This is a genomic window from Robertkochia marina (genome assembly GCF_004799345.1).
GTDB classification, from domain to species: Bacteria; Bacteroidota; Bacteroidia; order Flavobacteriales; family Flavobacteriaceae; genus Robertkochia; species Robertkochia marina.
The window spans coordinates 460,994-475,471 of record NZ_SSMC01000002.1 but is presented as its reverse complement, the minus strand read 5'-3'; the positions used below and the strand labels follow the sequence as shown (position 1 = coordinate 475,471).

General features: G+C 46.0%; 11 protein-coding genes. 4 read left to right on the top strand and 7 right to left on the bottom strand.

The window, feature by feature from the left end; all coding sequences use genetic code 11:
• Positions 1-6 precede the first annotated feature (6 nt).
• Genes leuC through leuB form a run of 3 tightly spaced genes read left to right on the top strand, consistent with a single transcriptional unit; the run spans position 7 to position 3,147 of the window.
• Positions 7-1,416, top strand: coding sequence for a 3-isopropylmalate dehydratase large subunit (gene leuC, locus E7Z59_RS08580; RefSeq protein ID WP_136335906.1), 1,410 nt, complete (start codon positions 7-9; stop codon positions 1,414-1,416).
• Positions 1,417-1,427: 11 nt separating this feature from the next.
• Complete coding sequence (gene leuD, locus E7Z59_RS08575; RefSeq protein WP_136335905.1) at positions 1,428-2,018, top strand: 3-isopropylmalate dehydratase small subunit; 591 nt, start codon at positions 1,428-1,430, stop codon at positions 2,016-2,018.
• A 10-nt stretch (positions 2,019-2,028) separates the two neighbouring features.
• On the top strand, positions 2,029-3,147 hold the full coding sequence (gene leuB, locus E7Z59_RS08570; RefSeq protein ID WP_136335904.1) for a 3-isopropylmalate dehydrogenase: 1,119 nt from the start codon (positions 2,029-2,031) through the stop codon (positions 3,145-3,147).
• A 66-nt stretch (positions 3,148-3,213) separates the two neighbouring features.
• On the opposite strand, the gene E7Z59_RS15505 is transcribed toward leuB, so the two are convergent.
• From E7Z59_RS15505 to ilvD, 7 genes are all read right to left on the bottom strand, one after another.
• The gene (locus E7Z59_RS15505) at positions 3,214-3,591 is read right to left on the bottom strand and encodes a hypothetical protein (RefSeq protein WP_136335903.1); all 378 of its coding nucleotides are present in this window, start codon (positions 3,589-3,591) and stop codon (positions 3,214-3,216) included.
• Positions 3,592-4,102: 511 nt separating this feature from the next.
• The gene (locus tag E7Z59_RS08555) at positions 4,103-5,698 is read right to left on the bottom strand and encodes an NADP-dependent glyceraldehyde-3-phosphate dehydrogenase (protein WP_136335901.1); all 1,596 of its coding nucleotides are present in this window, start codon (positions 5,696-5,698) and stop codon (positions 4,103-4,105) included.
• Positions 5,699-5,810: 112 nt separating this feature from the next.
• Positions 5,811-7,073 carry a threonine ammonia-lyase IlvA gene (gene ilvA / locus E7Z59_RS08550; protein WP_136335900.1) on the bottom strand — a complete coding sequence of 421 codons (1,263 nt, stop codon included), beginning with the start codon at positions 7,071-7,073 and terminating at the stop codon, positions 5,811-5,813.
• A gap of 11 nt (positions 7,074-7,084) precedes the next feature.
• A complete protein-coding gene (ilvC, locus tag E7Z59_RS08545; RefSeq protein ID WP_136335899.1) occupies positions 7,085-8,563 on the bottom strand; it encodes a ketol-acid reductoisomerase in 1,479 nt (492 codons plus the stop codon).
• A 31-nt stretch (positions 8,564-8,594) separates the two neighbouring features.
• Positions 8,595-9,122, bottom strand: coding sequence for an acetolactate synthase small subunit (ilvN, locus tag E7Z59_RS08540; RefSeq protein ID WP_136335898.1), 528 nt, complete (start codon positions 9,120-9,122; stop codon positions 8,595-8,597).
• Between the two features lie 7 nt (positions 9,123-9,129).
• A complete protein-coding gene (ilvB, locus tag E7Z59_RS08535) occupies positions 9,130-10,863 on the bottom strand; it encodes a biosynthetic-type acetolactate synthase large subunit (protein WP_136335897.1) in 1,734 nt (577 codons plus the stop codon).
• A 33-nt stretch (positions 10,864-10,896) separates the two neighbouring features.
• Positions 10,897-12,573, bottom strand: a complete 1,677-nt coding sequence (gene ilvD / locus E7Z59_RS08530; RefSeq protein WP_136335896.1) for a dihydroxy-acid dehydratase — start codon at positions 12,571-12,573, stop codon at positions 10,897-10,899.
• A 510-nt stretch (positions 12,574-13,083) separates the two neighbouring features.
• Here ilvD and E7Z59_RS08525 point away from each other — a divergent pair.
• Entirely contained in the window at positions 13,084-14,478 is a 1,395-nt protein-coding gene (locus E7Z59_RS08525) for an aldehyde dehydrogenase (protein ID WP_136335895.1), read from the top strand.

The window sequence follows — 14,478 nt, the reverse complement described above, 5'->3', positions numbered from 1 at the left end:
ACGCCTATGAAAAAGACATTATTTGATAAGGTCTGGGATGCCCATGTTGTTGAAAGCGTAGAGAATGGCCCCGAGATCTTATATATTGACAAACATCTTATACACGAAGTAACCAGTCCGCAAGCCTTTGCAGAACTGGAACAACGCAACATACCACTATTTCGAAAAGAGCAAGTGGTGGCCACGGCCGATCATAATGTACCCACCCAGGATCAGCATTTACCTATCAAGGATGCCCTCTCGAGAAAGCAGGTAGACATGCTTACCGAAAACTGTAAAAAACACGGAGTAACCCTCTACGGACTAGGACACCCCTACCAGGGAATTGTTCACGTAATGGCTCCTGAACTGGGAATCACCCAACCCGGAATGACCATGGTATGCGGCGACAGTCACACCTCTACCCATGGTGCTTTTGGTACTATTGCCTTTGGTATTGGTACCAGCCAGGTAGCCCAGGTTTTCGCCAGCCAGTGTTTACTACTGAGCCGCCCTAAAACCATGAGAATTACCGTTAACGGAAAACTCAAGGAAGGAGTTCTTCCAAAAGACGTTATTCTCTACATCATCGCTCAATTAGGTACCAATTCCGGTACCGGGTATTTTGTGGAATATGCCGGGGAGGTATTTGAAAATATGAGCATGGAAGGGCGTATGACCGTCTGTAATATGAGTATTGAAATGGGTGCCCGTGGCGGTATGATCGCGCCTGATGAGACCACTTTCGAATATGTAAAGAACAGAGAGTTTGCCCCTAAAGGAGAAGAGTTTGATAAAAAGGTAGCCTACTGGAAATCCTTGAAAACAGATGAGGGAGCCACCTTTGACATGGAATATTCATTTAATGCAGAATGCATTGCCCCGATGGTCACTTACGGTACCAACCCGGGGATGGGTATCCGTATTCATGACAGTATTCCCGAAACTGACAATCCGTCCTTTGAAAAGGCCCTGGCCTATATGGGCTTTAAAAAGGGAGAGCAGCTATTGGGCAAAACCATTAACTACGTATTTATTGGGAGTTGTACGAATTCGCGAATCGAAGATTTTCGGGTAGCAGCGGCCTACATCATAGGAAAACAAAAGGCCTCCAATGTAAATGCCCTGATTGTACCGGGATCACAACAAGTAGCCAAACAGATCGTAGCTGAAGGATTAGATAAGGTTTTTGAAGAAGCCGGTTTTGAGATCCGTCAGAGTGGGTGTTCGGCCTGTCTAGGAATGAATGAAGATAAGATCCCTGCCGGGGAGTATTGTGTATCTACTTCCAACAGAAACTTTGAAGGGCGACAAGGCCCCGGTTCCAGAACCATCCTCGCGAGTCCGTTAATGGCCGTTGCCACGGCTGTTCACGGCAAGATCGTCGATATTACCAAAGAAACAGAATTATTGAAGGAGGCAGCTCCGATAATGTAAGCGAGAACATCATGGAAAAATTCAGAAAACTCATATCAAGGGCTATCCCCTTACCTATAGAAAACATAGACACCGACCAGATCATTCCTGCCCGCTTTTTGAAAGCAACCAATAAACAGGGGTTTGGTGAGAATTTATTTCGCGACTGGAGATACAGCAGCGACGGCAGTGAGAACGCAGACTTTGTGCTGAACGATTCGCGGTTTGAAGGACAGATCCTGGTTGCCGGAAATAACTTCGGTTGCGGAAGTTCAAGAGAGCACGCTGCCTGGGCTTTGGCCGACTACGGTTTCAAGGTAGTGGTCTCCAGTTATTTTGCCGACATCTTTAAAGGAAATGCCCTGAACAATGGCCTGTTACCCGTACAGATAAGCGAGGCCTTCCTGAACAAACTATTACAGGAAATACAGAAATACCCCGAAACGACCATAGAGGTAAACCTGGAAGAGCAATACATTGCCCTTGAAGGCACCAGCTATATGGAAGATTTCGAGATCGACCCGTATAAAAAGATGTGCATGATGAACGGGTATGATGACATTGATTATTTACTAACAAAGAAACAGGCTATTGAAGCCTTTGAAATGCAACGGACCTTTTAATTAAGATTCTATGAAATTTAAGATAGCGGTATTACCCGGAGACGGGATAGGCCCCGAAGTCACAGCCCAGGCTATTAAATGCCTGGAAGCGGTAGGAGAAACATTTAATCATCAATTCACTTTTGAAGAAGCACCCGTTGGGGCCATAGCCATAGACCAGACAGGCGACCCCTTGCCTGAAGCCACCCTGGAATTATGCAAGAACAGTGACGCCGTACTCTTTGGAGCCATTGGCGATCCGAAATACGATAACGACCCCTCGGCTCCGGTACGTCCGGAACAAGGATTATTAAAGCTGAGAAAAGAACTCGGCCTTTATACTAATATACGTCCGGTGAAGGCCTTCCCTTCCCTCATAGACCGTTCACCCCTGCGTCCGGAACGCATTAAGGGAACCGATTTTACCATCTACAGAGAATTGACCGGTGGTATTTATTTCGGAGAAAAGAAGTTAAACAAGGAAGGTACTGTTGCCTCCGACCTTTGTGAGTATTCAGAAGCAGAGATCGAGCGCATAGCCCACCAGGCTTTTAAAGCGGCGAGAAACCGCAGAAAAAAGCTCACCCTTATCGATAAGGCCAACGTACTGGAAACCTCCAGGCTGTGGAGAAAGGTGGTTACTAAGATTAGTGAGAGCTATCCTGAGGTGGCGTTAGACTTCTTATTTGTTGATAATGCGGCAATGCAGATGATCCTGAACCCTTCACAATTTGATGTGATCCTGACCGAGAATATGTTCGGTGATATTATTTCTGATGAAGGAAGCGTTATCGGAGGGTCTATTGGTTTATTGGCATCCGCATCTACAGGTGACAAGCATGCCTTGTTCGAACCTATCCACGGATCATTTCCGCAAGCAAAAGGACTAAACATCGCCAACCCTATCGCCTCCATTCTATCAGCGGTGATGCTGCTGGAGCATTTGGGGTTAAAAGATGAAGCTATGGCTTTAGATTGCGCAGTGGAGATCGCTATAAAGAAGAATATTGTTACTCCTGACCTCCAGCCCGAATCAAAATTCGGAACCACAGAAGTGGGAGATCAGATCGCAGAACTCCTGGCTATTAACGGCGAAGATATCTGTGTGAACGAGGAAAATATTGAGTACGGCAAATCAACCATTATTTAAGTTGAATTTGATCCATTTTTAGTGTTTGTTTGAACCCCGGCTTCTGGCCGGGGTTTTTCCTTTTTGTTATTGCGGTAAAGGAGCTCCCACGGCAAGATCACAACGGTGACCGGGCTGTCCGTGAGGTGGATTCTTCATAGCGGTAGAACCTGCGTTCAGCAATCCACTGTTGCTTGTTTGTAAAGGTGTATCCAGAGAAGCCCCTACAGGAATATCACAACGGTGACCGGGTTGTCCGTGAGCGGGATTCAATCCGGCATTTCCGGCCTTGATGGGTTTTTCAGGAAACTGATCTTTCACCTCCTCAAAACTGGCTTCGGCCTCCCTTTCATTATAGCCATCCAGGACCTCGGAAGATGAAGCCTTAGAAAATTCTGTGTTGTACAGGTACACACTGCCTCCCAGCAGTATCACGATCAGAACGATCTTTGCATATTTATTCATAGTAGTTGAATGTTAGTGGGAATCAAATATACGGAATTGTTATTAGGGAGTCGAGAGTCGAGAGTCGAGAGTCAAGAGTCGAGAGTCAAGAGTCGAGAGTCGGGAGTTGGGTTTTGGGAGTCGGGAGTCGAGAGTCGAGAGTCGGGAGTGGTGGAGTTACGTGTGACGGGTTACGAGGTACGGGGTACGGGTCAGAAGAGATTATCTATTAAAACACGAGATCCCAAACACTTATGGATTTCAACAACGTAAAAAAATATGGAGGCTCCCCACCCTGGACAGGGAGGGGTGGATCAGGGTGAAACCCTGAGACGGGGCGGGTTGATTCAGGTTATCTTAACATACAACCCCTTCCCCTCTTGCCTGCAGCAAGAGTACCTTCCCCTGACCAGGGGAAGGAGCCCGTTGTTATTTTAATTTTCAATTCGTCATCATCCCCCACAAGAAAGCTGGATTTCAAATACCTCGCGAAGACATCACCGTATAACCGCATAACGGCATAACTGTATACCTACAAAATATAATCCGTACTCACGAAATTCGAGGCCTTACTGCCCAACAGGTCATTAAGGATGCGGTTGTTATACTCAGTGTCTTTAGAGGCTACAAACGTTCTGATAGAGAATGAACGCAGGGCATCATGCACACTCAAGGTTCCTACGGCAGAATCTTTACGGCCGGTGAACGGGAATACATCCGGGCCACGCTGGCAGGAGCTGTTCAGGTTAACGCGACACACCAGGTTGACCAGAGTGTCAATGAGAGGCGCCAGGGTTCTGATATCCTTGCCGAACAAACTTACCTGCTGTCCGTAATTGGAATCAGCGATATCATTGATGGGCTCATCGATCTCCTTAAAAGGAATTACAGGTACTACCGGACCAAACTGCTCTTCTTCATATACCCGCATTTCTTTGGTCACGGGGTACAGCACTGCCGGATAAATGTAGTTGAAGGTAGTCTTCCCTCCTTTCTTATTCAGGATCTTAGCTCCTTTCTTTTTAGCATCTGTAATAAGCTCTTTAATGTAATCAGGCTTACCGGGTTCCGGAAGCGGGGTTAGTTTGACACCATCTTCCCAGGGATTTCCGTATTTAAGGGCATCTACCCTTTCTGCTAACCTCCGGTTAAACTCCTCGGCTATATCTTCATGAACATATACCAGTTTCAATGCCGTACATCGCTGCCCGTTAAACGACAGGGTTCCGGCAATACATTCATCAATGGTCAGGTCAAGATCGGCATCGGGAAGTACAATGGCCGGATTCTTGGCCTCCAACCCTAACACCAAACGCAAACGATTTTTATAAGGGTGCTGATCCTGCAGAGCCACCGCTGAGCTGCTGTTCCCGATCAGGGCTAAAACATCTACCCTTCCGGAACGCATAATAGGGGCTGCCACCTCTCTTCCGCGACCGTAAATAATATTAACCACTCCCTTAGGAAAACTGCTCTTAAAAGCTTCCAACAGCGGACTTATCAAAAGCACCCCGTGTTTGGCTGGCTTGAAAATGGCCGTATTCCCCATGATCAATGCGGGGATCAGTAAGGCGAAGGTTTCATTTAACGGGTAATTATAAGGGCCCAGACAAAGCACGATTCCGAGGGGACCACGTCTGATATGCGCATAGATGCCATCCCGCTTTTTAAAATTAGCTGAGTCACGGTCCAGGTCTTTATAGTCTTCTATGGTATCATAAATGTACTCAACGGTTCGATCAAACTCCTTTTGAGAATCAGGGAGTGATTTCCCGATCTCCCACATCAGGTATTTCACGACCTCATCCCTTTTCTTTTCCATCTGCTTTACGAACTTTTCCATACAGGCCACACGATCAGCAACCTTCATGGTCGGCCACAGCCCCTTCCCTTTGTCAAAGGCCTTTCCTGCTGCTTCTAAAGCTCTGTTGGCCTCTGTCTCCCCCATATAGGGTATCGTTCCCAACAGGGTAGGATTCTCCGTATCATCTGAAGGAATCGTAGAATACACCTCTGTAGTCTTTCCTTCCCACTTTTCGAGAACTCCATGCACCAACCAGGTATCCTGGTGTAATGGTTGGGTGATCTTAAATTCTTCAGGAATGGTATTTTTGGTTTCAGTTTTCATAATTAAGTTTTTTGTTCCGGTAGATTTGGTCATATCTACAGCTTACTAAATTCGTTAATACCATCCTTTAATTCAAGAATTCAAAGCTTCTTTTTTACGCAAACGTTAGCGTTTACACCAGGTATTGAAATAAGTCTGGTTTATTATTCAGGTAGTCTCCGAAGAAATTATGAGCCTTCATACGCGCCACCAGGGGCTCCAGGTCGGCCTCGTCCTTGAGCTCTACCCCAACCACTGCCGGGCCATTTTCCTTGGCGTGTTTTTTCGCATATTGAAAATAGGTGATGTCATCGGTCGGCCCCAGGATCTCTGCCACAAATTCCTTTAAGGCTCCGGCCCGTTGCGGGAACCTGATAATGAAATAATGTTTGAGTCGTGCGTACAACAGCGCTCTTTCTTTGATCTCTGCAGTTCGGGTAATATCGTTATTACTTCCGCTCACCACGCAGACCACGTTCTTACCCTTGATCTCATCTTTGAATTGCGACAAGGCCGAAAGTGTCAATGCGCCCGCAGGCTCCACGACGATGGCATCCTTGTTATAAAGGTCCAGTATCTCCTGGCACACCCGCCCCTCAGGCACGGTAACCATTTGATGCAGCAATCCCTTACAGATCTCAAAATTACGAACACCTACTTTCTGCACGGCTGCCCCGTCAATAAATTTATCAATGTGATCAAGAGCGGTATTCTCACCCCGTTCCAAAGACGTCTTCATGGAAGGAGCACCTTCCGGTTCTACTCCTATGATCTTTGTTGAGGGCGACAACAGGTGAAATACGCTTAAAATACCTGAAACCAGACCTCCCCCGCCAACAGGTACAAAGAGGTAGTCCAGGTGTTCCTTGGTTTGCTCCAAAATTTCAAGTCCCACAGTAGCCTGCCCTTCAATGACCTTGTCATCATCAAAAGGATGAACGAACACCTTATTATGTGCTTCGCAATAAGCCACAGAGGCCTTGTAGGCATCGTCAAAGGTATCGCCCGTAAGAATGATCTCTACCTGGTCTTCCCCAAACATCTTTACCTGCTCGATCTTCTGTGCAGGCGTGGGTGCCGGCATAAAGATGGTTCCTTTTACCTGTAATTCCCGACAGGAAAATGCAACCCCCTGGGAATGATTTCCGGCTGAAGCACAGACCACCCCTCTACGGCGTTGTTCCGCACTTAATGACCGCATTTTATTATAAGCGCCCCGTATTTTATAGGAGCGCACTTCCTGCAGGTCTTCCCTTTTGAGGTAGACTCCGCAATCGTAGGTTTTCGAATACCTTCTGTTCTGCATCAGCGGAGTCACCGAAGCCACCCCGCTAAGGGTGGCTGCAGCTTTTCTCACTTCCGCAAGTTCAGGCAATGCAAATGATATTGTTGCCATGATGATTGTTTTTACATTTCAAATACCAGCTTCTTCATCGCTGTCATAGACCCTCTGAGGGTTTTCCCGATCTTCTCGATCTCATGAGCCCCGGTAGCGGCATCAACTTCGGCTACCCTTTCTTCTTTAGGGGCAAATTCTGCCTCATAAGCCTTCCCGATCACATTGGTATCTATTTTTGACATGAAGTCTTTCAGCAATGGCTTACAGGCATGATCAAAGAGGTAACATCCGTACTCCGCCGTATCTGAGATCACCCTGTTCATTTCAAACAGTTTCTTTCTGGCGATGGTGTTGGCTATAAGCGGGGTTTCATGCAGAGATTCGTAATAGGCCGATTCTGCTTTGATACCGGCGGCAGTCATGGTTTCAAAGGCCAGCTCCACACCACTTTTTACAAAAGCTACCAACAATACTCCATGATCAAAATACTCCTGCTCTGCGATGATCACCTTGCCGGGCTTGGTCTTTTCAAAAGCTGTTTCTCCCGTAGCCTTGCGCCAGGTAAGCAGGTTTTTGTCGTCATTAGCCCAGTCTTCCATCATGGTAGAAGAGAAAACACCGCTCATGATGTCATCCATATGTTTTTGAAACAACGGTCTCATAATGGTTTTCAATTCCTCAGACAGCTCATAGGCTTTTACTCTTGAGGCAGGATCCAGGCGCTCCATCATTTGGGTAATACCACCGTGCTTCAAGGCTTCGGTAATAGTTTCCCAACCGTATTGGATAAGCTTAGATGCATAGGCAGGATCAATACCCTTTTCCACCATTTTATCAAAACTCAGGATAGATCCCGTTTGAAGAAGGCCGCAAAGAATGGTCTGCTCTCCCATCAGGTCTGACTTTACCTCAGCTACAAAGGAAGAACGTAACACGCCTGCCCGGTCACCACCGGTGGCGGCGGCATAGGCCTTGGCCAGTTCCATTCCTTCTCCTTTCGGATCGTTCTCCGGGTGTACTGCTATAAGGGTAGGCACCCCGAATCCTCTTTTATATTCTTCGCGTACCTCAGAACCCGGGCATTTAGGGGCTACCATGATCACTGTCAGGTCCTCCCTGATCTTCATTCCCTCCTCCACGATATTAAATCCGTGAGAATAAGACAAGGCGGCACCTTCTTTCATCAAAGGCATCACTTGTTTTACTACAGAGGTATGCTGCTTATCAGGAGTCAGGTTACAAACCAGATCGGCCTGAGGAATTAATTCTTCATAAGTACCTACTGTAAAACCATTTTCAACGGCATTTCGATACGAAGCTCTTTTTTCTTTGATAGCACCTTCCCTGAGGGCATAAGAAATATCGAGACCTGAATCTCTCATATTAAGTCCCTGGTTGAGCCCTTGAGCTCCACACCCAACGATAACGACTTTCTTTCCTTTAAGGGCGCTAACGCCATTTACAAATTCGGAGCTGTCCATAAAATCGCAAACTCCTAGTTGTTCTAATTGTTCGTCCCTGCTAAGGGTATTAAAATAGTTTGACATTACTGATGTGTTTTCTGTTTATGATGTTGGTTTAATGTATAAATGCTTTCAGCAGGCTCGAGATCTCCATCTCTGCCTTACTTACTGATACCCTCCCGGTTCTTACGAATTGCATGATCCCGAATGGTTTAAGGGCCTCGTACAAGGCCTCTATTTCTTCTTTCCTGCCTGATTTAGTTATCACAAAAAATTCTCTGGATACCGTTACGATCTGGGCATGACTTTCTTTGATAATGTTCTGTATCTGTCGCTCATCAAACAGGAGGTGAGATGCTATCTTAAACAAACCTGTTTGCAGATAAATGATCTCTTCATCCCCATGGTAATAAGCACGGATCACATCGATCTGTTTTTCGATCTGTCCTACAATATTCTTAACCCAGGTTTCTGTGGTATGCACTACGATGATAAATCGCATTACATGATCGATCTCTGATTCTGAAACATTGATGCTTTCAATATTGATATGCCGTTTTACAAAAATGCCGGAGATCCTGTTAAGCAGACCGACACTATTCTCCGTGTAAATTGAAATGGTATAGGTTTTTGTCTCTTCCATAACTGTCTTATTTTAATCGGATCTCGTCTACCGAAGCACCACTGGGGATCATCGGGAATACATTATCTTCTTTCTCTACCACCACTTCCAGGAAGTAGGCGGTATCACTCTTGATCATTCGCTCTATGGCTGCATCCAGGTCTTCTCTTTTGCTTACGCGTTCAGCAGGGATATGATATCCTTTGGCAATGGTTACAAAGTCAGGATTCACCATATGGGTAGAGGCATAGCGCTTTTCAAAGAAAAGCTGCTGCCACTGACGTACCATACCAAGAAATTCATTATTCAGTACCACGATCTTAACCGGCAAGCCGAGCTGAAATATGGTACCTAGTTCCTGTATGGTCATTTGATATCCTCCGTCACCCACGATGGCTACCACCTCTCTTTCAGGGGCACCCATCTTGGCTCCTATAGCTGCCGGTAAGGCAAACCCCATGGTTCCCAGTCCGCCGGAGGTGATATTACTGTGACTTTGAGCAAAACGAGCATAACGACAGGTGATCATCTGGTGTTGTCCCACATCACTCACCATCACGGCCTTATTTTCTGATGCTTTATTGATACCATTGATCACTTCTCCCATGGTAAGCCCATCCTTTTCAGGAAAAAGATCATGGCGAATTACCTCTTCAAATTCTTTGGCATAGCCTTCTTTAAAGGTTTCATGCCATGCTTCATGTTTTTTCTCATTGAGCAACGGCAGTAAACCCTGAATACTTTCTTTCACATCCCCTAAAACAGGGACATCTGCCTTAACGTTTTTATTGATCTCAGCAGGGTCGATCTCAAAGTGTAACACCTTAGCCTGTTTAGCATAGGTATTCAGGTCTCCGGTTACCCTGTCATCAAAGCGCATCCCAAGGGCAATGAGCACATCGCACTGATTGGTCAATACATTCGGCGCATAATTACCGTGCATACCTACCATACCCACATTAAGCGGATGATCGCTGGGAAGAGCCGAAGCTCCCATGATGGTCCACGCAGCGGGAATGCCTGTTTTCTCAACCAGGGCTTTCAACTCAGCCTCTGCCTTCCCTAACAAAATACCCTGCCCCCAAACAATAAAAGGCTTTTTAGCTTTATTGATGGCTTCTGCTGCCAGTTCAAGCTGGGTCTTATCGGTTCTTGGAACAGGAGTATAACTGCGTACACCCGTACACTTACTGTATTCAAAGTCGAATTCCTCAAATTGAGCATTCTTGGTGATATCGATCAACACCGGTCCGGGACGTCCGGAACGGGCTATATAAAAGGCCTTTGCTATGATCTCAGGGATCTCTGAAGCTTTGGTGATCTGATAATTCCATTTGGTCACCGGCATGGAAATACCCACGATATCTGTTTCCTGGAAGGCATCTGAACCCAAAAGGTGTCGGGCCACCTGCCCTGTGATACAAACCAGTGGAGTCGAGTCGATCTGAGCATCAGCCAATCCCGTTACAAGGTTGGTGGCTCCCGGACCAGAGGTAGCCATGGCCACCCCGACCCTTCCTGACACCCTGGCGTACCCCTGGGCAGCATGAATAGCGCCTTGCTCATGACGGGTGAGCACGTGGTTTAATTGATCGCTGAACTTATAAAGTTCATCATATACCGGCATGATAGCTCCGCCGGGATACCCGTAGAGTGTATCCACTCCTTCTGCCAGCAAACAGTGTATCACTGCTTCAGCCCCCGATACCCGCATTTGAGAAACCGCGGTACTGACATCTTTTTTAATGGTCTTTATTTCCATAATTTAAGGTGAATTACAATGGTTATTGATTGGTCAGAATTCATCAGTCACGCAGCCGTCTGAGGCCGATGACACGGTTCTGGCATATTTATAAAGAACTCCACCGGTCACCTTTAACCCCGGAGCCTTCCAATTTTCTTTGCGTTTTTGAAGCTCCTCTTCAGAGACTTCAAGGGTAATGGAATTCATCACCGCATCAATGGTAATGATATCACCATCTTCCACCAGGGCGATCGCTCCCCCGGTCTGGGCCTCCGGAGAAACGTGTCCCACTACAAATCCGTGAGAACCTCCGGAAAAACGCCCGTCAGTGATCAGGGCAACATCCTGCCCCAATCCAGCTCCCATAATAGCAGCCGTTGGCTTTAGCATTTCCGGCATTCCGGGACCGCCTTTAGGACCTTCATAACGTATCACCACTACCTCGCCTTTCTGCACCAGGCCGTCTCGAATTCCTTCATTGGCCTCAAACTCCCCGTTAAATACACGAGCCGGACCGCTGAAGGCAAGTCCTTCTTTTCCGGTGATCTTTGCAACCGCACCTTCTTCCGCCAGGTTCCCTTTTAAGATCCTTAAGTGTCCCGTGGCTTTTACCGGCTTTTCCACAGGCTTAATGATCTCCTGCCCGGCTTCCAGGTCATCAACATCGAGGAGGTTCTCGGCAAGAGTCTTTCCGGTTACCGTCATACAATGGCCGTGAAGCATCCCCTTTTTCAGCATATATTTTAATACAGCCGGAACCCCGCCTACCTTGTGCAGGTCTTCCATCACATATTTTCCGCTGGGTTTCAGATCGGCTAAAAATGGGGTAGTATCACTGATACGTTGAAAGTCATCAAGGGTAAATTCTACTTCCGCTGCACGCGCAATAGCAAGGAAATGCAATACAGCATTGGTGCTTCCTCCCAGAACTGTTACCAGGCGAATCGCATTCTCAAGGGACTTTCGTGTAACGATATCCCTTGGCTTTAGATCCATTTCAAGCAGGTGTTGTAAAGCAGCACCCGCTGCAACGCATTGCTCCTGCTTACCCTGGCCTACAGCCGGGGTTGATGAATTAAATGGCAATGACATTCCCAGAGCCTCTATAGCAGAAGCCATGGTATTAGCCGTATACATACCCCCACAGGCACCGGCCCCCGGACATGCCTTATGTACCACGGCCTTAAAATCATCCTGGCTGATACTTCCGGATACCTTTTGGCCCCAGGCTTCAAAAGCAGAAACCACATCGAGTTTCTTACCCTCATGACATCCCGCGGCAATAGTTCCGCCATACACCAATACGGAAGGACGATTAAGGCGTAACATGGCCATCAATGCCCCGGGCATATTTTTATCGCAGCCCACAACAGTTACCAACCCGTCATAAGACATGGCCTGAACCACTGTTTCCATAGAATCGGCAATAACATCCCTGGAAGGTAAAGAATAGCGCATTCCGGGAGTTCCCATAGATATCCCGTCACTGACCCCTATGGTATTAAAGATCAAACCAACAAGATTCTGACTCTCTACCCCTTTTTTAACATGGGTGGAAAGTTCGTTAAGGTGCATATTACAGGGGTTGCCCTCGTATCCTGTTGAGGCAATACCAACAAATGGTTTTTTCAGATCTTCATCACTCAACCCAAGGGCGTGAAGCATAGCCTGGGCTGCCGGTTGAGAAGGATCTTGAGTAACTCTTTTACTGAATTTATTTAACTCCAAAATGTATTTTTTTAAGTTGACACATGTATTATCAAAAGTATTTTACTGTTTTTGAAGGCTGTGGATCGATCCCACTTCTTCGGTTAAACCCAAAAACAAAAAACATGTTTTAACTAATTGACTAACAGTGTTTTATGAATAATATTTTTGCATGGTCAATGATGAAAATTTCTTTTTTGACCGTACAGAAACAAAAAAGACCTGTATCTCCGGAAGTGATACAGGCCTTTTAAGTAATACACAGCTCACTGTACCGATCCGGTGGAGGTTCGATAATGATAATAATGACCTGAATACTATTTCTTAAAACTTGCATATAACTTTTATAAAATAAAAAAGGCCTTCACTCAGAAGGCCTTTCACAAATTATGTCCATATCCTTCCTGCATCAATGTGAGCGAATCACAATAATGATATCAGAAATAATATTGACATTTTGCATTTTCATCAGAACAATATTAATTAATATTTTCTAATTTGTGAAGCATCCCGATAAAATTAACGCTTTTTATGCAAACCATTGAAATAGAGCTGGAAGGAAAAAAGGTTATATCTGCCCAGAAGGAGTTTTTTGAGCAGGGTAAGTGCCTTGATCTTACGTATCGTAAGAATACTTTAAAGAAATTGCGTAAAGTGATCCTGGAAAAGGAAAAGGAAATTTGCGATGCGGTATATAAGGATTTTAAAAAATCTGAATTTGAAGCCCTTCTTAGCGAAACCCAATTTACCCTTGCCGAATTGGACACTACCATAAAAAAGATGAGCAAGTGGGCACGTCGTGAAAGGGTGTCCTCTAATCTTGCCAACTTTCCGTCTTCCGATTATATATATAAGGAACCATACGGTAATGTCCTGGTGATTTCACCCTGGAACTATCCGTTTAACCTGGCGATGTCGCCATTGATTGCAGCGGTTGCTGCCGGGAATACTGTTTGCCTGAAACCATCTGAACTAACCCCTCATACCTCTGCCCTTACCAGAAAGATCGTGCAAGAAGTATTTGAACCGGGACATGTCACTATTGTTGAAGGTGGGGTAGAAACTGCTCAAGACCTTTTATCGCAACGGTGGGATTACATTTTCTTTACAGGGAGTGTGCCGGTAGGTAAGATCGTTTATCAGGCAGCTGCCAAGCACCTTACTCCAGTTACCTTGGAATTAGGAGGCAAGAGTCCGTGTATTATCGATGCCTCGGCTAACCTTGAGCTTACTGCAAGAAGATTAGTATGGGGTAAGTTATTGAACGGCGGTCAAACTTGTATTGCTCCTGATTATCTCCTGGTGGAAGATTCTATAAAAAATGACCTGGTAAAGGCTATGGAAAAAGCTATTACAAAGGCCTATGGGGAAGACCCGGCCTTATCTCCCGATTACCCGAGGATCATCAATGAAAAGAACTTTGACCGTTTGGCCGCCATGCTTGAAGACCAAAATATCCTGGTTGGGGGAGCTACACAAAGAGATGACTGCTATATAGCCCCTACACTTGTCGATGAACCTGCTTTAGACAGTGCAGTTATGCAGGAAGAGATCTTTGGACCCATATTACCGGTACTTACCTGGAAGACCGAGGAAGATATACATAAGGTGATCAGTTCCTACGAAAAACCCCTCGCGTTTTATGTATTCTCTTCAAAAAAGAAGAAAGCCCGGAAACTCATTGAATCCTATTCCTTTGGTGGCGGGTGTATCAATGACAGCATCATTCATATAGCCAATACCAAACTTCCATTTGGTGGGGTGGGTCACAGCGGCATCGGAGCCTACCATGGTAAAAAGAGCTTCGACACCTTTACCCATCACAAGTCTGTAGTGCATCGAGGCACCTGGCTGGATGTACCCGTGCGCTATGCGCCTTATACTAAAAAGATCAATCTTGCCAAACACATCAGAAAGCTCTTCTAA